Source organism: Johannesbaptistia floridana, from assembly GCF_057440575.1.
In genome coordinates, this window is record NZ_JALKVM010000107.1 from 1 (window position 1) to 21,772 (window position 21,772).

General features: G+C 36.0%; 21 protein-coding genes and 1 pseudogene. 13 read left to right on the forward strand and 9 right to left on the reverse strand.

Features of this window, described 5'->3' with window-relative positions; all coding sequences use genetic code 11:
• The 3 genes from MW688_RS07710 to MW688_RS07720 all read right to left on the reverse strand — a co-directional run.
• The coding region (locus MW688_RS07710) for a tetratricopeptide repeat protein (RefSeq protein ID WP_486735367.1) at nucleotides 1-1,174 on the reverse strand (1,174 nt) is incomplete at its 3' end.
• 66 nt (nucleotides 1,175-1,240) lie between these two features.
• Entirely contained in the window at nucleotides 1,241-1,363 is a 123-nt protein-coding gene (locus tag MW688_RS07715) for a hypothetical protein (RefSeq protein ID WP_486735368.1), read from the reverse strand.
• Between the two features lie 155 nt (nucleotides 1,364-1,518).
• A complete protein-coding gene (locus MW688_RS07720) occupies nucleotides 1,519-1,899 on the reverse strand; it encodes a Uma2 family endonuclease (protein ID WP_486735370.1) in 381 nt (126 codons plus the stop codon).
• A gap of 563 nt (nucleotides 1,900-2,462) precedes the next feature.
• Here MW688_RS07720 and MW688_RS07725 point away from each other — a divergent pair.
• The 7 genes from MW688_RS07725 to psbO all read left to right on the forward strand — a co-directional run bounded on the left by MW688_RS07725 (nucleotide 2,463) and on the right by psbO (nucleotide 10,042).
• Nucleotides 2,463-3,179 (forward strand): hypothetical protein, encoded by a 717-nt coding sequence (locus MW688_RS07725; RefSeq protein ID WP_486735371.1) that lies wholly within the window; start codon nucleotides 2,463-2,465, stop codon nucleotides 3,177-3,179.
• Nucleotides 3,180-3,761: 582 nt separating this feature from the next.
• Entirely contained in the window at nucleotides 3,762-4,976 is a 1,215-nt protein-coding gene (locus MW688_RS07730) for a hypothetical protein (protein WP_486735372.1), read from the forward strand.
• Between the two features lie 401 nt (nucleotides 4,977-5,377).
• Nucleotides 5,378-6,892, forward strand: a complete 1,515-nt coding sequence (locus MW688_RS07735; protein ID WP_486735373.1) for a hypothetical protein — start codon at nucleotides 5,378-5,380, stop codon at nucleotides 6,890-6,892.
• A gap of 137 nt (nucleotides 6,893-7,029) precedes the next feature.
• On the forward strand, nucleotides 7,030-7,956 hold the full coding sequence (locus MW688_RS07740) for a DUF1822 family protein (RefSeq protein ID WP_486735374.1): 927 nt from the start codon (nucleotides 7,030-7,032) through the stop codon (nucleotides 7,954-7,956).
• 2 nt (nucleotides 7,957-7,958) lie between these two features.
• Complete coding sequence (locus MW688_RS07745; RefSeq protein WP_486735375.1) at nucleotides 7,959-8,120, forward strand: hypothetical protein; 162 nt, start codon at nucleotides 7,959-7,961, stop codon at nucleotides 8,118-8,120.
• Between the two features lie 296 nt (nucleotides 8,121-8,416).
• Nucleotides 8,417-9,070 carry a pentapeptide repeat-containing protein gene (locus MW688_RS07750; RefSeq protein WP_486735377.1) on the forward strand — a complete coding sequence of 218 codons (654 nt, stop codon included), beginning with the start codon at nucleotides 8,417-8,419 and terminating at the stop codon, nucleotides 9,068-9,070.
• A gap of 135 nt (nucleotides 9,071-9,205) precedes the next feature.
• Nucleotides 9,206-10,042 carry a photosystem II manganese-stabilizing polypeptide gene (psbO, locus tag MW688_RS07755; RefSeq protein WP_486735378.1) on the forward strand — a complete coding sequence of 279 codons (837 nt, stop codon included), beginning with the start codon at nucleotides 9,206-9,208 and terminating at the stop codon, nucleotides 10,040-10,042.
• Between the two features lie 126 nt (nucleotides 10,043-10,168).
• Here the strand turns inward: psbO and MW688_RS07760 are convergent, their stop codons facing one another.
• From MW688_RS07760 to MW688_RS07775, 4 genes and pseudogenes are all read right to left on the reverse strand, one after another.
• On the reverse strand, nucleotides 10,169-11,167 hold the full coding sequence (locus MW688_RS07760) for a DnaJ C-terminal domain-containing protein (protein ID WP_486735379.1): 999 nt from the start codon (nucleotides 11,165-11,167) through the stop codon (nucleotides 10,169-10,171).
• Between the two features lie 436 nt (nucleotides 11,168-11,603).
• A complete protein-coding gene (locus tag MW688_RS07765; protein WP_486735380.1) occupies nucleotides 11,604-11,891 on the reverse strand; it encodes a hypothetical protein in 288 nt (95 codons plus the stop codon).
• 245 nt (nucleotides 11,892-12,136) lie between these two features.
• On the reverse strand, nucleotides 12,137-12,751 hold the full coding sequence (locus MW688_RS07770) for a DUF1350 family protein (RefSeq protein WP_486735381.1): 615 nt from the start codon (nucleotides 12,749-12,751) through the stop codon (nucleotides 12,137-12,139).
• Nucleotides 12,752-12,765: 14 nt separating this feature from the next.
• Nucleotides 12,766-12,924, reverse strand: a pseudogene (locus tag MW688_RS07775) (ELWxxDGT repeat protein); the annotation flags it as partial.
• A gap of 74 nt (nucleotides 12,925-12,998) precedes the next feature.
• Here MW688_RS07775 and rsmA point away from each other — a divergent pair.
• From rsmA to MW688_RS07790, 3 genes are read left to right on the forward strand one after another with little or no spacing between them, the layout of a single operon-like run.
• Entirely contained in the window at nucleotides 12,999-13,817 is an 819-nt protein-coding gene (rsmA, locus tag MW688_RS07780) for a 16S rRNA (adenine(1518)-N(6)/adenine(1519)-N(6))-dimethyltransferase RsmA (RefSeq protein WP_486735382.1), read from the forward strand.
• Between the two features lie 5 nt (nucleotides 13,818-13,822).
• On the forward strand, nucleotides 13,823-14,767 hold the full coding sequence (ispE, locus tag MW688_RS07785) for a 4-(cytidine 5'-diphospho)-2-C-methyl-D-erythritol kinase (RefSeq protein WP_486735383.1): 945 nt from the start codon (nucleotides 13,823-13,825) through the stop codon (nucleotides 14,765-14,767).
• Nucleotide 14,768: 1 nt separating this feature from the next.
• A complete protein-coding gene (locus MW688_RS07790; RefSeq protein ID WP_486735384.1) occupies nucleotides 14,769-15,551 on the forward strand; it encodes a YdcF family protein in 783 nt (260 codons plus the stop codon).
• Between the two features lie 51 nt (nucleotides 15,552-15,602).
• Here the strand turns inward: MW688_RS07790 and MW688_RS07795 are convergent, their stop codons facing one another.
• Entirely contained in the window at nucleotides 15,603-16,442 is an 840-nt protein-coding gene (locus MW688_RS07795) for a DUF4388 domain-containing protein (protein ID WP_486735385.1), read from the reverse strand.
• Between the two features lie 162 nt (nucleotides 16,443-16,604).
• On the reverse strand, nucleotides 16,605-17,372 hold the full coding sequence (locus MW688_RS07800) for a DUF1350 family protein (RefSeq protein ID WP_486735386.1): 768 nt from the start codon (nucleotides 17,370-17,372) through the stop codon (nucleotides 16,605-16,607).
• Between the two features lie 89 nt (nucleotides 17,373-17,461).
• Between MW688_RS07800 and MW688_RS07805 the strand changes: the two genes are divergently transcribed.
• From MW688_RS07805 to MW688_RS07815, 3 genes are all read left to right on the forward strand, one after another.
• Nucleotides 17,462-18,355, forward strand: a complete 894-nt coding sequence (locus MW688_RS07805; RefSeq protein WP_486735387.1) for a glycosyltransferase family 2 protein — start codon at nucleotides 17,462-17,464, stop codon at nucleotides 18,353-18,355.
• On the forward strand, nucleotides 18,334-19,959 hold the full coding sequence (prfC, locus tag MW688_RS07810) for a peptide chain release factor 3 (RefSeq protein ID WP_486735388.1): 1,626 nt from the start codon (nucleotides 18,334-18,336) through the stop codon (nucleotides 19,957-19,959). Before MW688_RS07805 ends, prfC begins: the two co-directional genes overlap by 22 nt.
• Nucleotides 19,960-20,433: 474 nt before the next feature.
• Nucleotides 20,434-21,672 carry a hypothetical protein gene (locus MW688_RS07815; RefSeq protein WP_486735389.1) on the forward strand — a complete coding sequence of 413 codons (1,239 nt, stop codon included), beginning with the start codon at nucleotides 20,434-20,436 and terminating at the stop codon, nucleotides 21,670-21,672.
• The last annotated feature ends 100 nt before the right edge of the window (nucleotides 21,673-21,772 follow it).

The window sequence follows — 21,772 nt, forward strand, 5'->3', positions numbered from 1 at the left end:
CACCCCGGTCTCCTTTGATTCTGTTTCTGTAAGCATTTCCCAGATTATTTTGGGTGGTTGCCCAATCTAAGGGTACAAGCTCCCGTTTGAATTCTAATAGGGCGTTTTGATAGGATTTAATCGCAGATTCTAGATTCTCACCCCGGTCTCCTTTGATTCTGTATAAGTAAGCATTTCCCAGATTATTTTGGGTGGTTGCCCAATCTAAGGGTACAAGCTCCCGTTTCCTTTCTAATAGGGCGTTTTGATAGGATTTAATCGCAGATTCTAGATTCTCACCCCGGTCTCCTTTGATTCTGTATAAGTAAGCATTTCCCAGATTATTTTGGGTGGTTGCCCAATCTAAGGGTACAAGCTCCCGTTTCCTTTCTAATAGGGCGTTTTGATAAGATTTAATGGCAGATTCTAGATTCTCACCCCGGTCTCCTTTGATTCTCTGGCTGTAAGCATTTCCCAGATTATTTTGGGTTCCAGCCCATTGTAAGGGTACAAGCTCCCGTTTCCTTTCTAATAGGGCGTTTTCATAAGATTTAATCGCAGATTCTAGATTCTCACCCCGGTCTCCTTTGATTCTGTCTGTGTAAGCAGCTCCCAGATTATTTTGGGTCATTGCCCAATCTAAGGGTACAAGCTCCCGTTTCCATTCTAATAGGGCGTTTTCATAAGATTTAATGGCTATTTCGAGACAATCGGGTTTATTCAAGGGAAATTCTTGTAAAAGATTACCTAATTTAACAACTTGGGAAACAAGATAATTTTTTTGTTCTGAGTCTTCTAAATTAGGAATGGTATTCTCCCACCACAGATTAAGGCAGGGGATAAGTCTGGGAGTCAGTTGATGGAGGTTTTCTTGCAGGAAAGGGTAAATCCTCTGTTTATCCCCCTGAGTTTCATTTATTAAACTCAATAAATCCATCAGGAAATTATAATCAGCTTCCCTGGGTTGGTTATTTTGGGCTGTAATAGCTTGATAGAGGTTATTAGCGATGTTGCGCAGATAGTTAGCAAGGTTTTCATCGTCGCTGTTGTCGGCAACATACACCATAGTTTGAATTAAGTCTTGGTCGATGAGGTCTTGGTTATCAATGAAGAGTTGTTGTAGTTGTTCGTCTCTATCAGCTTCGAGGATAGATTGGATGAAGGTTAGATATTGTTGAAGGCGTTGTTCATTCATTGGTCTGATGATTATTTTGTAACTATATTTAATTCTCTGATGGGTTTTTATTTTTTATGCAAAATATTAGAACAACAGGCGCGATAATTCAATTTTTATCTCAGGAAAAGCTTGAGATGCTATAACTCCTGCATCGATTTCTTCAATCTGTTGATACCTGTTATCTTTTGGTAAAGTGTGAACAATCACCTTTTTATTAACTAAATCGATTAGCCAATATTCCCTTATCTGATTACGAGCATATATTTTATAGCAATGAGCGTTGTAGTGTTAACAACATTTATCACTAATGATCCCCCCAACCCCCCTTACTAAGGGGGGCTTTTCATCATTTTTGTCAACATCTATTGGCTCATTGCTATAGCTTTGATTTCTTTGTCAAACTCTAAAGTGCTATTGGATATCTCCATTAATAGATAAATATCCTCAGGATAGGGGTGATGTTGACGATAAATATCTGGATGAAGACGTACTACCGCTATATCAGGTTGTGGCTCAGAATTATCTAGAGTAATGGGATAGCGCTCACTAATATAAGCTATATTTGTGTATATTTGTCTTAAATAGTCGCTGATACTTCTATTACTATAGCTGTGGAAAATTCCTTCAGGACTCATTTCTACTATTTCTCCCTCGATTAATTCCACATTGTTATCAGCTAATACTCCTGTTTCTATTAGTTGATGCCATTGGTCAATTGACCATTTAAAAGTAGTTACTACCATCTGTTTTTCTCTCTTTCTTGTTTTATAACACACCGCCCACCGCTCTCCCGAAGCTCCCTTGCTATACAAGGGTTTTGCGAGTTCCTTATAAAGCCCCCCTTGGTAAGCTATGCTTTATAAACATCTTTCTTAACATAAAACTTGACAAAAAACGTAACTTGTGAGTTTGTGCTTTTTTAGATTTTGTTTAAGAAATTAATGTATAGTAATATACATTTTATCCACAACTTAAGTAATTTTACTTAAAAACCCTCTCCCTGCTCCCTGCTCCCTGCTATACAAGGGTTTGGCGAGTTCCCTATAAAGCCCCCCTTACTAAGGGGGGTTGGGGGGATCATTTATCTAAATATTGTTAACACGAACTACTGCTATAGTCATCAAAGGCTTGGTGCGCTACTGGTGTGCGCCGATAATCGGCGCGGGGTCGCATCCGCAATAAACCTTTTTATATTTTGTATTGCTACAAAAACCCCCTATAAAAATTTGCAAAATTTTATTGATTGTTGCCGATAAGTAATTAGAACAAAAAAAACTAATCCATAAATAGTGGAGAAAGAATTACTATGGTAACACATAAATTTGATAAATCTACACCAAGTAGTAATCCTATACACAAAGACTGGAAAATTATAGGTTTAGGATCTACAATAGCGATCGCTTTTGGCTGGGCTACCTATGCTAGTATAACTACTCCTAATGTAACAGTCCTCAAATTTGATGATTTTTCTCTCTCGGGGATTGAAAAATTAGCAGCACAAAGAAAACAACATTGTCTAGTTATCATCGAAAATATTGAAGCAGGAGACAAAGTTAAACAGTATCAATTTGCCGAGATTGCTGAAGAAATCGGCGCAGGAAAGGTAGTTAACAATAAATTTGGTGATAAGATTTGTGACCCTGAAGATACTGACACAGTCAAAGCTAAAATTGGTAAAATTTCTGGAACTTCCCTAACTGAAACCCTAAACTTAGCTGCGATTGAAATTAAAAACGAACGTAATCAAGACAATCATCAACCCATACTTCTCTCTATTACCCTAGATGATACTGAACAAGTACAGGGAAGACCTCCTGAAGACTTCGAGAAAGTAGAAACTTTGTTACAGGAAATTATTAGTAATAATAGCCTAGTTCGCATTATGGGAGTCCAGGGCAAAGTACAAGTGAAATTAAAAGAAATCGCTAGTAGATACAAAGAAGTAGAAATTTGTACCCTAGAGGGTATTAATACTTGTGTTAGTAGTGGATTTCAACAAGCCCGCCAAAGGAATTCCCAGTAGGGAGCTTTCGGAGAGGAGGAGAAGCAGGGTCTTTTCATTCTTGACAAAGAAAATGGTGAGGAGGAGCAGGGAGCAGGGAGCAGGGAGAGGGGGAGAGGGGGAATACAAAGACTTAGACCAAAGCACTCCTAAAAAACTACTAAATAGGCCAACAGGCGAGAATCAATTTTTAAGTGGTTAGGATCAATTCTTTTATTCATTACTCATTACTCATTACTCATTACTCATTATTCATTATTCATCCACAAGTAAATGAGTGATAAAGATGCTTTGGTCTGAGAAGACTTGCCAGACTTCCCACACTCCCCTCAATACTGCTTTTGTTAAGAGAAAATTATTGATTAGAGTAAGGTTGAAAGGAGATTAATTACAAAGCCAAAAACCCCTCTCCCTGCTCCCTGCTCCCTGCTCCCTGCTCCCTGCTCCCGGCTCCCTGCTTTCTCAAAATAAATATGTTTGATTCAAAACCTACGCAGTATTGACACTCCCCTATCTCTTCACCAAAACTTACTTTTTTTTGCACGAATAAATCATTAGTTACCGAGAAATTAATAAGCAGTCAAGAAACTGAGGATTAAAATTATGAAGCCCGGAAACGAAAAACAAGCCATTAATAGCATTAAGCCACAAAATCAAGACAAGTGGAGTTTTACTAAAAAATGGCGCAAAATTAGTCGCACAAGTAAAGGCAAATTATCAGATAAACAATCAAGTTATATCTTGTCTCGCAACACCGAAAATGCCCATTCTGATGCTGCTGAAAAATTAATTAACAACAGAAGTCCAATCGCCAATAAATATCACCCTGAAACCAATGGACAAACAGTAGTTAAAATGATTGCCGTCAGTGTTGGTGCTATGATGTATGTTACTGCGGCAGGTATTTTTGCAGGAAACCTGGGTAAATTTCGATTACCCGCCTCACTAATAGGTGGTGGTATTCTCAGCTTTATCGTTGACCGTACGGCTACTAAAGCACTTACTAACAAAGGAATTGAGGACAAAACTAAAACTACGGTTAAATCCATTGAAAAGGAAGCCGAACTTCATAACAAAGATGATAGTTCCTTAATAGACAATTATTTTGATGAACAAATCAGATTTGTTCATAAAATTGAAGGCGAAAATCTACCATATCAACATAACCTTCCTGTTAATGGTCTTGCAGCCGCTTCTCTAAATGTTGTAGAGTTTGGTACTGCTTTTTGGTTAATGTCTAGTGTCACTATGTTTGGTGGTGGTATTCCTTTTATCGTTAGACCTATTCTAAGTTCTCTTCCTGTGTTATTTACCTGGGGATTTGCCCTTTATCAAAGAGAAACCTTTGAATTACCAGAACATTATACTCAATTAATGCCCATTTATGGCAAATACGTCTTGTCCAACACTACCAACGAATTTTTAATTGACCAAGAGTACCAGGATACACTAATAGATGCAGAAATTAGTAACATTATAGACCCAGCTAGTCCTTATTCTAATCCTTCATCAGCCCGCGAGCAAGCAAACAAAGACTACTGTAAATACATTATCGGTCAATTAGAGAAAAGCCATAAAAACCAGATTTCTATTATTGAAAAGCAACTACAACAAGATTTAAAAAATGTTGCTTTTCAATATCAACCTATAGCTGGATTAAATGAACAACAGCAAAATGAACGGAGGCAACAATGGATTGCAGAAGAACAAGAAAAAATTGAGGATAAGGCTCAAAATGACCTTAAATCCCTTGAATCAGAATATAATGCTGAGATTATTGTTTGGCAATCTCGTATTGATGAGTTGATTAGTGAGTAAAATTCACTACAGCCAGTGAAATTGTTGGGTTTCCTCACCTCAACCCAACCTATTGGCTACTAAATTCGCGCATTCGCACATTCTCAATGTCAAGGTCGTGCAACCCAACATATAACAGTCGGAGACAAAATGTTAAATTGTTGGGTTTCGTTACCTCAACCCAACCTACTGGCTTCTTGAGTGTCAACCAATTTTTAAGGGTTTAGCATTAATTCTTTAACTCATTACTTCTTACTTCTTACTCATTACTCATTACTCATTACTCATTACTCAACCACCACAAGTAACTTTTGATAAAGATGCAAGATGTGAGTCAACCCAACCTACTGGCTTCAAGTAATAGTTTTCATCTAATCAAGATCTAAGCTATCCTTGATACTATATGTTTATTTCAATTTGCTATGTCTAAATCTTGTGCTTTATTAGAGCAATTAACACAATTTCCCAATGATAATGACCAAAGTTTACAACTCAGAAACTTAATCATTAGCTATTGTACTTCTAAATTAGAACGTACTGAACTTGAAGAACAAATTAAATCAGCATCTGATTCTGAGAAAAAACAATTAGAAAGAGATTTAAGAAAATTTGATTATAATTACAAGAAAATAACATCACAATTAACTTCAGAGTTAATTATTTTAATTAAAGGATTAAAATTTGTAAAACAAGATTTACGAGGAAGTTTAAACTCGGAATATAAGTTGAAATCTAGTCAAGAAGAAATAAGTTTTACTCGCAATTCTCCACAACATGAGTATGTGGAACTAATCAATGATGTAGTAAGCGAGGCAATGGATTTAATCTGTACTGATTTAAAATTAAATCAAAATTATTCTCTAATCCAAAATATATTGGGGTGGATACAAAAAATATCTCCTCTGAGATTAGAATATAGATGGCGGGATATTAACTATCAAAAGAAAACCCCTGAAGAAAAAAGAACAGCGGTTATTCAAGAGTTAATGGAAACTTCTGAAAATGGTTTTACTCTCAGTCAATTTATCGCCAGATTAGAAGGTTCTCAAGAGGTTAGTCCAGAAAAACAAGGTAAACTAAAAGATTATTTAGACAAGAAAATAGTAAAAACAGAGGGAGTAAAACTAGATAAACAGGGAGAAACCTATTATAAATTTGAGCTTGAAAAAATTCAACTATCAGCGAAACAAACAGCTACTAGAGAATCTAAAAAAGATCCCTACAGTCTTGATGTTTCTCTTCAAGATAATCAGAATAATGGTTCTGGTAGTAATCTAGATCTTGTAGAAGATAAAAACATCAATAATAACTTGTTAGAATTATTAGAATTAATTAAAAAAGAAAAAAATAGAACTCAAATAATTAATTTTATCAACAATAATATATCTACACAAGAGGTTGTATGCAGACAAATATGGCAAAAAATGGGTGAAGCAGCATCAGAGAAAAAAATTAAATTAGATCCTATTTTTGCAGAAATCGCTATTGAAAATAATACTACAGTTTCCACAATACGTTCTAAATATATTCGTACCTTTTTGCCTAGTGTCTACCAGGCAATTATCCATAATTATTCTCCTAATATTTTTGAGAAAAATCCTACAGAATCTCAAAAACAGAATTACCAAAAAAAAGACGATTTACTCAGAGAGTATCTTGAAAAAGATCCAGAAAATAAACTGAGAAATTGTTATCTAGTAGAAACCTCAGGAAAAGAAGAAGTTGCAAAAAAACATCTAAATTGTAATGCTCAAAATTTAATCAAAGAGTTACTGTTTATTTTTCCTGAATCAGAGAAATCTAAAAGAAAAAATCTTACAAAACTAGCAACAGATTATCAACTTACCCGAGGTAAATTAGATCATTTTTGGAAAACCAAAGTATTAAGACTATTAGCAAAAATAGTTATAGATGATTTACTTTATGAAGACAATTAAAATATAGCAATTTTTGACATAACCAAGTATACTGAATACCTGTAACCTCTATCAAAGGAATAAGTGTTTATACCTCACCAGATAACAAAACAAAACCCAACTCACTTTTAGAAACAAAAAATTTTAGGACTAAAATAATGACTACTAATCTAATCAATGAATCTTATATTACTATTTCTCTTTTTACCCCTGAAATAGAGACCGCTAAGAAATTTGCACGTCAACAATTAAAACCTGAACATCGAGAAAAAGTATTTTTGAATAGTTTAGCTGTTTATGCCGTTCATACTTATTTAAAACAAGGTAATATTGAAACAGATTTAGAGCAAAGTTCTAGTTGGCATCCCTTAGAAAGAGCATTATTTGATGTCTCGGATTTGTATATACCTTATCTAAGTGCTAGTGTAGAATGTCATCCGATTAAACCCAATCAAACCATAGTAGATTTTACTGCTGATTCTCTTGATAAAAATATTATGGGTTATATGGCAGTACAATTTTTAGATAGTCTTGATGAAGTAAAATTAGTGGGTTATTTATCAGCAGGTAAACTTGAAGAGGATATATCAGAATTACCTTTAACAGAATTTGGACAGACTAGTAATATTTTTGATGATTTATTTATCTTAGATGAAGGGAAAATTATTTGGAAAGAGGAATTAGAAAATATTGAAGATGAAAAATTAAAAGATTTCTTTGAGTTCCTATTTACTGGAGAAAATGAAAAAGAAATTACTAAATCTATTTTAAGTTATTTAAAAGTTCGTAAACGTCGATGGATTAGAGATGAAACAAAGAAGGCTTTAAATAGATATAAAGAGCAACAATACTTAGAAAAAATGCAACAATCTCAAGAGGCGATTGAGGGATTTTTGGAGGAAAATCAAACTAATAAGGAACAAGCGAAGGAAGCTTTGAAAAAAGTTAATATAGAAGTAACATTAGGAGAAAAGAAAGATGAAAATGAAGAAGAAAATAGTTTAGAATTTAACGGAGACTTATCAGCAAAACTGGAAAAATGGTTTGACCTATTTAAAGAAGCTATTGATGAAATTTTAGATTAACTTTGGATATTTTAATTGAATCAGGGATGGAACCTGAATTAGCGAGAAAAAAAGGAGAAGATAGGGCGATCGCTGTTCAAGGTTCATTAATTGTATCTCAATCTTTGTCAGACCCATCAATCTTTCAAAGAGTTTTGCAGGAATTACCTAGTAAGATTTGTTGAAAAGCTATTCCTCTTCCCCTCTGAGAAGGTTTGTAGTAGGGCTTTAGCCCTATCAAACTTCGAGCCCACACTCTGTACTTTAAAAGTAATATATTGTATAGTATTTAATTATCGTGAATTACATCGTACAAAGGAGACAAGGGAGATAATACAAGTAAAAAAGTATGTTTTTGGCTTTGTGTAGCATACAAATACTTACTTTTTCAGCCGCACCCTATGGTATGATCGCCAAAAAGAGATTAATTAAAAACTAGATTTAAAAAATAGTGGCCAATTCAAATCATCTGACGTTGTTGATGAATAGTAGAAAGCTATGGGAAGAGTGGAGAGCAAAAAATCCCGGCATTAAACCAGACTTAACTTACAGCAATCTATTTAAAATTAATTTAAGCAACCTAGATCTAACAGAGGCAAATCTGAGTAATGCTAATTTATATGGGGCAAATCTCACAGAAACTAACTTAACTAGAGCAGATTTAAGTAACGCTAAATTAGTGGCAGCAAATTTAACAAAAGCCGTGTTAGTAGAAAGCAATTTAATGGGCACAGACTTTCGAGAAGCCCAATTAAATTATGCCGATTTAAGACTCGCTAACGCGATCGCCGCCAATTTCCTAGAAGCGCAACTCAAGGAAGCAGATTTAAGCGAAACCCAACTGATGAGAGCTAATCTCAGTGTAGCTAAATTGTTTGAAGCGAATTTAATTCAAGCCAATCTCACCAAAGCCAATCTTATGGGAGCAGAATTAAATCAAGCCTATTTGTATCAAGCAGTTTTGATCGAAGCTAATCTCAGTGAAGCACATTTAAGTAAAGCCTATTTATATGGTGCAGATTTAACTAAAGCTAATTTGAACAAAGCTGACTTGAGGTGGGCTAACTTAAAGAAAGCTAATCTCACTGATGCTCAACTTTTAGAAACCAAAATCAGAGGAACAATTTTAGATTAGCCTAACTTCTTAAGCATAATTACTCAATTATAAAAAACATTGCTAATATAGGTAACTCTATTTGGTACATTAGTTACATTAGATGGGATAATGTGCGATCATTATTAGCTAAAATTAACAACAGAGAGGTTAAATATGAAATATCGCGGTTTGATTGCTGCTTTGTTAATAATTTGTTTCGGATTAATTACTGCTTGTTCAGAAACTCCCGACGATGGAGTATTCACCCGAGATAACTTAACTTATGAGGAAATTGTCAACACTGGATTAGCAAACAAATGTCCTCAATTACCAGAAACAGCTCGTGGCATTTTGCCCCTAAAAGAAAATGCCACATATATCTTTGAAGAATTGTGTATTGAACCCCAAAAATATGCAGTCAAAGAAGAAAGTAATATGAAGCGTAAAGAAGCTGAATTTATCGGAGCTAAAGCTTTAACTCGCTATACTTCAAGCTTAGAACAAATCAACGGAACTATCGAATTTGACCAAGATGGAGTTTTAACCCTAGTTGAAGATAGCGGTATTGACTTTCAACCGATTACAGTACAACTTCCTGGGGGAGAACAAGTACCGTTTCTCTTTACAGTGAAACAACTAGTAGCTAAGACTCAACCTGGGTATACAAGTATTAACACATCTACTAATTTCCAAGGAGAATTTAATGTCCCCTCCTATCGTGGTAATGTGTTCTTAGATCCAAAAGGTAGAGGCGTTGCTAGTGGCTACGACAATGCGGTGGCACTTCCTTCTTTAGCAGATAGCCAAGAATTCAGCAAGTCTAATGTCAAACAATTAGACAAAGGTAGAGGTGAAATCTCTCTCTCAATCACTAAAGTTGATAGTGAAACTGGAGAAGTTGCTGGTATTTTTGAAAGCTTACAGCCTTCTGATACTGATTTAGGAGCAAAAGAAGCTGAAGAGGTAAGAATCAGTGGAACTTTTTATGCGGTAATTCGCGAACAAGCATAGATTGACTTGAATTCCCTATAGACGCTTTTTCCGAATTCAAAAATTCATGCGGAGTCGGTATTTGACTACCATTAATTAGTTTTAACTAATTATGTTCAGCCAACTACCGACTACCGCATATTTTTTTTAGAGAGTATATTTTTTGAGATGACTACGAGGGTCAGTTTTGCGCAAATCTCTAATTTTTTCATAATATTCTCTTTCAGCGCTAGTGAGTTGCTCTGGTACACTAATAATTACCTTAACTAACTGATCGCTTCTGTCGGTTTTGCCTTTAGGCCATCCTTTTCCTCTTAAGCGTAAAGATTGACCAGAACGAATCCCGGCAGGAACTTTTACCTCAACCAGACCATCAGGAGTAGGAACTTCAATTGTAGCCCCTAATACTGCTTCATCGGGGGTGATGGATACTTCACAGACTAAATTATCTCCTTCAAACTGAAAAAAAGGATGAGGTTGCAGTTCTACATTTAAGAATAAATCCCCCTTTTGTTGAGTATAAGCACTTGCTGTAGTCCCTTGACCTGGTACTCGTAGGCGATTACCGGATTTAGCGCCTTTGGGAATACGAACATCAATAGTTTTATTACCAAGCCTTAACTTTTTAGTTGTACCTCGGTAAGCTTCCTCAAAACTTAGTTTAAGAGTAGCTTCTTGATTTCCTACAGGAGGTTGCTTATAACTTGTTTTGTTGCTAAAGTCATTGAACCCTGCTCCTCTAGTAAAATTATCATAAGGATTTTTTTGGGTAGTGGTACTATATCCTTGAGTAGTAGAAAATTTCCCTAATAACTCGTTAATGAAATCATCGAAACTACTGTACTGGCCAAAATCGAAATCACCAAAGTCGAAATCTTCTGCTTTTCCTCCTGACCATTGTTGTTGTGGAGCTTGTTTCCAGTATTGACCAAATTTATCATATTTTTGCCGTTTCGCCGGATCTGATAGAATTTCATAAGCTTCGCTAATTTCTTTGAAACGAGCTTCAGCGGCACTATCTCCGGGATTGCGATCTGGATGGTATTTAAGAGCTAATTTGCGAAATTTTTTTTTAATTTCTTCAGGAGTCGCTGTTTTACTTACTCCTAAAGTAGCGTAGTAATCTTTGAAGTCAGTTGAAGCCATATTTTAATATATCTCCTGAAAAATAAACAACATATTGATCAAGTTTAACTGATTATATAGATACCTCTAAATTAGCAAAAACCTTGAAGCTTAATAGTTCGGTAACTACGCAAAAGTTTCCGTATATAACCGAACTACTCAACTATTTTATAGGTTTCAGTTATTAGGTTTGGTGGTTTGGTGGTCAAAGGAATTCGGAATTCGGAATTCGGAATTCGGAAATACCCATGCCTAAAGTCATGGGCTTGAAACAAAGAATATAGTTTTTTTCTTTCACCCCTAAAGGAGTGGGCTTGTAACCTTATTTTTTTTGGTCATTGCTCCGGTGCTGTTTTAATAATAAGTATATAACCTGACATGATATCAGAGGGCGATCGCTTGTCTTTTTGTAACTCATGTTGTAAGATAAACACCTGAAGACGCTCTGAATTATAAGTTAAACATCTATTTTTTGTGGATTTAAAAACTGTTCTATTGCTTCGGCAATTTGTGGGTCTCCATTCATCCATCCTAGTGGTGCAAGATGTTTTCCTTGAAGTTCCCTAACGACAAGTTGCTTTAAATTATCTAGTAACCAGTGAATAGTAGGAGCGGCAACTCGTGTATCTTCTTTAAAGGAAATCAAACTGGTCAAATTAAACAATTGACTTTGTTCAATTAAACAAAAAGTTTCTTCTTGGGATGGTTCAACTTTAATGCCAATCTGATTCAGAAAATTTTTCACTCCTTTCAACCAAGGATTCCGTAAAAAAGGAATACTTAGATCAAAGCACCAGTACTATTGTACTAACTAATCCTTATTCAAAATTGATTTTTTAATTAAACTCACCCCCTCAGAGAACAAAAGTACTATTTTATCTGGTCAAAATTTATTTATTTGATGGCTCAATAGATTTTAATAACTAAAAATTGAGTATTTATACTAAAAAAATCATTCTACATTCTTAATTCGCGCATTCTAAATTACCCTTACACCAGCAACTTTTGGGCTTTGGTGCAAGATCTGAGAATAGCACCTTCGATACCTTCAATGGCTGGAGCCATCAAAATAGATTTTTGATTTTTTAGAGAAATTGTCTTTAAATCAACATCTGCAAGAGCTGCTTTGAGGTTATTTTCTTCCTGAGAAGGTAAACAATTGCCAAAAACATCATTAACTAAGTTTTGCTGATTACAATTACTTTCCTCTAAATCAGTCAATAGTTCTAGTAAAGCAATATATTTACAACCTAGACTATGACCTAACCAAAAATACTTAGATTCTTTTTTATTTGGATTTTCTTGATAAATTTGATAGTCATAATCAAGATACTTAGCTTCATCTATAATCGCTTGTCTGAGTGCATCTTTTTCCCGTACTAAATTAATTGCTACTGACCAATGACGAAAAGTAAAGCGATAGGGAAATGCAATTATTGTATAACCCTGATTAAATAAACGCTTTAACAAATAACGATAAAAAACCGTCGGAAATGTTCCAAAAAATGCACCACCAATAAAAAAAACCACACCGATAGGTTGAGGATGAAGAGCTACCCAACTATAGCTTAAAGGAAAAAATTGAAATTTGATTGATTCAGTCATATAAGATCATTTCCCTAAAAAAATGCGATAAATACAAAATACCATTTTCTATTTAATTGTGTTAATCTCAAAAAAGATGAGCTAGAGCTTCCAGGATTAATGTCTTTAATTAGGTGAGTCCCCGCTTCTGTGCCATCACTTACCCATAGTTCAGTGCCATTAGTACCATCATTGGCCCTGAATTTAACTGTCTTGACCTGTAATTATCATTTATGAATAATTAACCAAGATAAGTTATAATTAGTCAATGACTAATCGCCCTAGGAAACGTTTTGCCCAACATTGGTTAAAGAGTCCAGCAATACTCCAAGAGATTATTGCCGCCGCTAATTTATCTCCTGATGATGCCGTACTAGAAATAGGACCAGGTACTGGTATCTTAACCCGTGAACTTATTAATCTTGTTTCTGCTGTAGTAGCAGTAGAAATAGATCGAGATTTGTGTAAAAAACTAGTCAGACAATTTGGTAAAATTCAAAATTTCTGCCTGATAGAAGCAGATATTCTCTCTCTCAAATTAGAAGACTACTACCAGGCTTTTCCCCCAGCAAAAAATCTCAACAAGGTAGTAGCAAATATACCATACAATATTACAGGACCGATTCTAGAAAAACTATTAGGGACAATTAGTGAACCTGCTACGAGTAACTATCAATCAATTGTGTTACTAATTCAAAAAGAAGTAGCAGAACGTTTAGTAGCAGAACCGAAAACTAAAGCTTTTAACGCCTTGTCCGTAAGAATACAATATTTAGCCGCCTGCGAGTTGATTTGTACAGTACCAGCTAAAGCCTTTTCTCCTCCTCCTAAGGTAGATTCAGCAGTGGTGCGTCTGACTCCACGGCCTTTTCCTGTAATCCCTAATAATCCTCACCATCTAGATACAATTTTGAAATTAGCCTTTGCTAATCGTCGCAAAATGCTGCACAATAATCTTAAATCACTGATAGAGACAGAAGAACTAAAAAAATTATTACAACAACTCAACATTAACCCTCAAGCACGGGCAGAAGAATTAAGCTTAATTAATTGGATAAACTTAAGTAATCGTTTACAAACTTCCTAAAATCAATGCGTTCTTATTCTCTGATTGCTCCTGCTAAAATTAATCTTTATCTAGAAATTATCGGAATTCGTGAGGATGGTTATCACGAATTAATCATGGTTATGCAAAGCATCGACTTAGCGGACCGCCTGGAAATTCGCCCTAGCGCCACCGATGAAATTCGTATTTACTGCGATCATCCCCAAGTTCCTACTGATGCGAGTAATTTAGCTTATAAGGCAGCCAAAATTATGCAGCAAAAGTTTCCTGATGTCGCAGCTAACTATGGAGGCATAAATATTTATATTGATAAGCAGATTCCTGTGGCAGCAGGCTTAGCGGGAGGTTCTACTAATGCGGCAGCAGTTCTGGTGGGAATTAATTTGATGTGGGAGTTGGGGTTAACTCAACCAGAATTACAAGCAATCGCCGCCGAACTTGGTTCAGATATTCCTTTTTGTTTGGGAGGAGGGACGGCGATCGCCACTGGTAGAGGAGAAAAATTAGATCCTATTCCTGATTTACAAAATCTAGGAGTAGTTCTCGCTAAATATCGCCATCTAGGTGTATCTACCGCCTGGGCTTATCGTAGTTATCGAGAAATTTATGGTGATACCTATCCTAATGATCCTCAAACTTATTTATATCGAAGTCAAGCACTACATTCTGGTCCTTTGATGAAGGCGATTGTTAATCAAGATAAAATTAATATTGGTAAATCCTTACATAATGATTTTGAAAAAGTTATCCTCTCAGAATTAACTCAAGTATCCCAATTAAAAGAGACTATGGCTAGTTTAGGTGGTTTAGGTACAATGATGACTGGTTCAGGTCCGACGGTATTTACTTTGTGTGAATCCATGGCTGAAGCAGAATCAATCAAATCTCAATTATTAAAAACTATTGTAGATGAAGATTTAGAGGTATTTACCGCTAAGCTAATTGGTAATGGTATTCAATTAGATCTTTGATATGGATTTTCTCTTTTTATCAAAATTATTACCTCTATTTTGTTATCCCTTGGGGTTAGCATCACTACTACTCTTAATCACCTTGGTCCTACACTGGAAATATCCTCGCCTAACTCCTTTTCCCATTGCCGGAGCTTTGATTCTTTTATTACTCGGTGGTAATGCTTGGGTTAGTAGCGCCTTGATATCTTCCTTAGAAAGTAGAATTATTCCCTCTCAACCTGTGCCTAGGGCTGATGCAATTGTTGTACTCGGTGGTGCTACTAAATCTGCCCAGGCACCTCGGCCTATGGTCGATGTGAATGAACATGGCGATCGCCTGTTTTATGCCGCTCAACTCTATAGAGAAAACAAAGCTCCTTTAGTTATACTAGCGGGAGGTAGAATAAGCTGGTCTGGTAATACTGCTTCAGAATCTGCTGATATGGCTAAATTAGTGCAAATGCTAGGTGTTCCCCCCGAGGCAATCATTGAAGAACCATTATCTTTAAATACCTATCAAAATGCAGTTAATGTTAAGAAGATTCTGGATACTGAGGGGATAAATAGAATACTTTTGGTAACCTCAGCTTTTCATACACCTCGGTCTTTAGCAATTTTTAAAAAACTCGGTATTGAGACAATCCCAGCTCCCACAGATTTTTTCGTGACTAATACTGATAATAGTAGCACATCTGGTTTTATTCTCAATCTTCTTCCAGAAGCCAAACATTTATCTTTAACCACCACAGCAATTAAAGAATATATTGGTTTTCTAGTTTATCGTCTTAAGGGTTGGTTATAGTTTTTCTTGAGGCTAAATAAGGTTTGCTTAATCACACTAGCAATATCTCAACTAGGTAGTTCTTTTACCTTCCTTAAAAAAAACTGGGATGTTTTCGTTTTCATCATCAACTTCTTTGTGGGAACTAAGATCCATTAAATCAGGTATGTCAACTAATTCAATTAAACCTATTTGAATATAAGGGAGTAAAAAACGTAACAATTGCAAAGTATTTATTCCAGTTTTTATTGCTAAATCTCGTAGAGTAGTTTTATCTTGTAGAAGTTTAGTTAATGCCTCATAAGTTTTAGGCGAAGCTTGTTTTGCTAGTTGTTCTGGTTGAACAATTAAGGGAGATAAATTTGGCGATCGCTCAGCTATTTTTGCTGTTTGCCATTCTTGCCAAGCTTTCCATGTTTCTACTATTATTCTTTGAAGATCTATTAAAATCATTTTACTAATATTTAATTTTTTGGGGATAATAACATACTTTAATTGTGTGGTCTGCGTAACATCAAAAAGAATTTCCTTAACTTGGTATTTAATGATTTTAGATAAATCTTCGCGAGTAATATCTTGGTTTTCTAAATACAATAATAATAAGTCATGTTCCCAGCAAATCATCGATTTTTTTTGTAATATATTTTCTATTCCCGTAAAAAGATCAGGAATTAATTGAGGAGAATAAAAATACAAACTTCTTCTCAAACGTCGAATTGGATGTACTCCTCCTCCTGCATAGAAAATGCGCCCCATATAAAAATAAAATTTCCATTCTTCTTGACGATAATTGCCTAAGCGCAACTCTCCTGTAAATTCGGCTTCTTTTAAGTTTTGAAATAACTGAATTTGTACAGTGGATACAAACTTTTGAATAAAACCAGTGGATATTTGTGTGTATTCTTGATACATAAGTTTTTCTTAACAATCCTCCACAAAAAATAAGCAGCAGCAGCTTTAAACGCTAATCTTAACATAAACTAAATAGATCACCTATTTTAGTGCTCAATCAGTTTGAAAAAGTAAGTCAACTCACAGAAACTGAAACACACTCTTAATTGTATAAAACTATGATTAGATCATTGGATTTAACCAACGTAAGATTTCTTGCTTGAGTTTGATTAAATCGCGAGAAAGTCCTTGTTTTAACCATTGCCCTACCGCATCCAAAGGAGTAAAATTACTAGAAGTTTGCCAGGTTATTTCTTGTACAATAGGGGTTAAGTGATTACCTGGTAAGAGTTCACAACTAGTCAAATTAGGATAGCGAATTTTGAGAATCTTCTCTAAATTTAAACTTTGATCGATAGTATCATCAGTAAAACGGATAACTAAATTACGACGTACTAAATAATCATTTAAAATTAATTGCTCCGTTTCCAACGGCGAAGGTGTAAACTCAACAGATATAGTCTTATTTACGTCTAACTGCTCCACAAAAGGAATCGCCTGACGTGCCGGATAATTATTATAGGCAATAAAAATATTACCAGATCTGTTTATCTGAAAAAGACTACCAATAAGTAGATGAATTTTACAACCAAGACTATGACCAATACCATACACTGGTAAGTAGCCGAGAGGAAGCATTTGTTGACTTTTCATTCGCTCTAATAAACTTTCAAAACGATTAAGTACAGAGCGAGATATAGTGGTATGATCAAAGGTGTTCACAAAAGGGGTAGCAATAATTACATATCCTGCTTTACCAATTTCTGTGAGCAACCAACGGTAGGTAAACTGAGGCGCAGAAGCAACAAAAGCACCCCCAAGAAAGTGAATAATACCAACTGGTTGAGGATGAATCCAGACCCAACTTCCCGAAATTTCTTGCCAATCCATGTTTTAATTAATTTATGTACATATAATTAAGTTTATTTTAAATATTAGACGAATATTAACAAATTTGTGAGCCAGGAGTCTACACCTTGATGTCTAGTTACAGTGAACCAGGATTTTCTATTTACATACTCACTTACAACGAGGAAAATGATATAGCCGATTGTATTGAGTCAGCATTAGCATGTGACGATATTATAGTAGTTGATTCTTTTAGTGAAGATCGCACTAGAGAAATTGCTGCTCAATACCCTGTTAAAACTGTGCAGCATCAATTTGAAAGTCATGGTAAGCAAAGAAGTTGGATGTTAGAATATGTGGAAACTAAATACCCTTGGGTATACATTCTAGAAGCAGACGAGCGTTTTACACCAGAATTATTTGCAGAATGTCAACAAGCTATTCAATCTCCAGATTTAATAGGTTATTATGTGGCTGAGCAAGTGATGTTTATGGGAAAATGGATTCGCTATAGTACCCAATATCCACGCTATCAAATGCGTTTATTCAAAAAAGGCAAAGTGTGGTTTACTGATTACGGGCATACAGAGCGTGAAGTGTGTTCAGGGGCAACAGGATTTCTCAAGGAGACATATCCTCACTACACATGTAGTAAAGGATTAGGTCGCTGGCTAGAAAAACATAATCGTTACTCCACAGATGAAGCTAATGAAACCCTACGGCAACTTCAGGAAGGAGAAATAAATTGGCGCAACTTATTTTTAGGAAAATCAGAAGTAGAAAAACGTAGAGCGTTAAAAGATTTATCCCTACGTTTACCGTTTCGTCCTTTGCTACGCTGGTTATATATGTACTTTATATTGGGAGGATTTTTAGATGGAAAAGCAGGTTTTGCCTGGTGTACATTACAAGGATTTTATGAATATCTAATCATACTCAAAGTAGAAGAAATAAAACAACAAAAATCACAACTAGCTGAAAAAAAAAATAGCCTCGACAAAATATGTTTACAGAAACACAATTAACAGATTTACAAAAGGAAGTAGAAAAGAGACGTAACTTTGCGATTATTTCTCACCCTGATGCCGGGAAAACCACAATGACTGAAAAATTGTTACTCTATGGAGGAGCAATTCACCAAGCAGGGGCAGTAAAAGCACGTAGAGAACAACGCAAGGTTACCTCTGACTGGATGGAGATGGAACAACAACGGGGGATTTCTATAACATCTACGGTGTTGCAGTTTGAGTATAAAGGCTACCAAATCAATCTCTTAGATACTCCAGGACACCAAGATTTTAGTGAAGATACCTATCGGACATTAGCCGCGGCAGATAATGCAGTTATGTTAATTGATGCGGCAAAAGGTTTAGAACCACAAACACGTAAATTATTTGAAGTGTGTAAAATGCGCTCTTTGCCAATTTTTACCTTTGTGAATAAGTTAGACCGTCCCGGGAGAGAACCATTAGAATTGTTAGATGAGATAGAACAAGAATTAGGATTAGCTACTTATGCCATGAATTGGCCCATAGGCATGGGCGATCGCTTTAAAGGTGTATATGATCGCAGTAAAGAGGAAATAAACCTGTTTGAAAGGCAAGGGCATGGGAGTAAACAAGCCGCTACTACTGTGATGCAGTTAGATGATCCTCAAGCTGAGAAATTACTAGGGGCAGAACTATATGGTCAACTACAAGAAGAATTGGAAATACTGGGGGAAATTGGCTCACCCTGGGATTTAGCCAAAGTGCAAGCCGGAGAAATGACCCCGATTTTCTTTGGTAGTGCTATGACTAATTTCGGTATTAAACTATTCTTAGATAATTTTTTAGCTCATTCCCTTAAACCTACACCACGCAATTCCTCAGAGGGGACAATAGAACCAGACTATCCCGAGTTTACCGGATTTGTCTTCAAGTTACAAGCTAATATGGACCCTAAACACCGAGATAGAGTCGCTTTTATTCGCGTTTGTACCGGGAGATTTGAAAAGGATATGACCGTAAATCATGCCCGCAGTGGTAAAAATGTGCGTCTATCCCGTCCTCAAAAACTTTTTGCCCAAGGAAGAGAGTCGATAGAAGAAGCCTATCCAGGAGATGTAATTGGTTTAAATAACCCGGGAGTCTTTGCTATCGGAGATACTATTTACCAAGGGAAGAAGTTAGAGTATGAGGGGATACCTTGTTTTTCTCCAGAACTATTTGCTTATCTGAAAAATCCCAACCCCTCTAAGTTTAAACCTTTTCAAAAAGGGATTAAAGAACTCCAAGAAGAAGGGGCTATCCAAATTATGTACTCCGCTGACGACTATAAAAAAGACCCAATCCTAGCTGCTGTGGGCCAATTACAATTTGAAGTTGTCCAGTTTCGCCTTCTGCAAGAATATGGTGTGGAAACAAAGTTAGAGCCTTTAGGGTACAGTGTAGCCCGTTGGGTGGCCAACGGTTGGGAAGCTTTAGAAAAAACGGGGAAAATTTTTAACACCATGATAGTTAAAGATAGTTGGGATAGACCAGTAATTTTGTTTAAAAATGAATGGAATCTACAACAAGCTATAGGCGACCATCCTGAGTTGAAACTAAAAGCAAATGCCCCAGTAGGTTCTGGAATTCAACCAGATTAATTAAATTTGTGCGATCGCAATTACTAATATGAAATAGAAAAATAAATGCTAAAAACGAGGTGATGACAAGCAACCTTGAGCCCCCCTTCCCTACAGCGAGACTCCGGGAGGAACGAAGACAAGGAGACAAGGGAGATAATACAAGTAAAAAAGTATGTTTTTGGCTTTGTGTAGTATAAAAATACTTATACTGCCTTGTCCACTTTCCCTCCTTGTCTTCCTTGTCTTCACCCTCACTACAATCTCTTGGTAAAAAACCTACCCAAAGGGGGAATCTAATCTGCTTCTATATTTTTAGCATTTTTTAATCAATTTGATATAAAAAGAGTTATGGAAAATCGGCGATCGCTTTTCTAGATTTATTTATGTGGGTATTTACTGAGATAGCACTTATGTAGTTTTTGATAAAATGGAATAAGCAAGAATTATTTAACTTTCTGTTAATTGTTGTTAATTTCCTAGAGGTCAAAGCTCATGAGTGAGCAAGTAGAATATATAGAACTATACTGGAGATGTCCTGAATGTGGTGAAGATCATATTTCTGCTATTCCTAGTTTAAATCCCACTGGATGGTACTGTCCTAACTGTTTTTATCGACGTGATGATTCTGTAGAATTATATGAAGACGAAAATAGCCGTGTAATCACAGATCCAGTATTGCTGGGTAGAATTAAAGCAGGACTCGCCGATTGGAAATGCAAGCATTGTGGTTCTTTGAACCCTGATACTGGTGCTTCTAAAGATTTACTTAACTGCCATGTTTGTAACATGTGGCAAACGGATGACATAGACTCCTCAGATCCAATTCGAGCTCAATCTGGAGAATCAATTAACAATCCCGCAGCACCTAATTCATCAGAAACTGAATCAGAAGCCACAGCCAGTAATCAACAAAAATCATCTTTACCTTGGCGACCAATTGCAGGAGGAGCTATAGCTGCTAGTGGGTTAGGTGCTGTTACTGTAGGAGGAATCTGGTTATTCACACCCCGTGATTTGACTGTTACTGTTCAATCTCTCACTTGGGAATCTGAAGTTAAAGTAGAAGAATTGCGACCAGTCTCAGAATCTGACTGGGATGAAAATGTTCCAGTAGGGGCGCGTATTCACTCTTTTGAAAGGCGTCAAAGAGGCACACAAGAAGTGCAAGAAGGCCATAAAACTATTATGGTTGATGAGCGCTATCAAAGCGGCACTAAAACTGAAAATTATACAACCACAGAACGTTATCAAAGCGGCACTAAACGAGAATGTACTACTAAATCAACGGGAACTGGTGCCGGGAAGCGGAGTTGTAAGGATGTACCCATATATTCTACTCGTTCTGTACAAAAAACTCGACAAGTGCCAGTTTACAGTACTCGTAAAGTACCTAAAACTGTTCCCAATATGGTTAGTGAACCAGTATATGATACCTACGTTTATTATGAAATAGATGAATGGAGTCATTGGCGAACTTTCACCCAAACAGGGACAGAAAACCAACCCAGAGTAAACCCTAGGCCACAATTAAATCATTATCCCTATCGCCAACGCGCCCTTACTCCTGTTACTTATTGTCGGATTACAGGAATTTATACTCAAAAGAATCAACAAAAAGTAACAACTTGGAAAATACCCTGTTCTGAATTTGATCTAATTGACCAAGGAGATAGGGTAAATTTAAGTGTAAGTCCAACTGGTGGAGCTAGTTTACAGAAAGTATTGCCCTAATTTAAACTTTCCTCTAAAACTTATTTTCAACCACTAACTCACTTAAACTCAGATCTTGCATCTTTACCTAATGTTACTGGTGGTGGTTGAGTAATGAGTA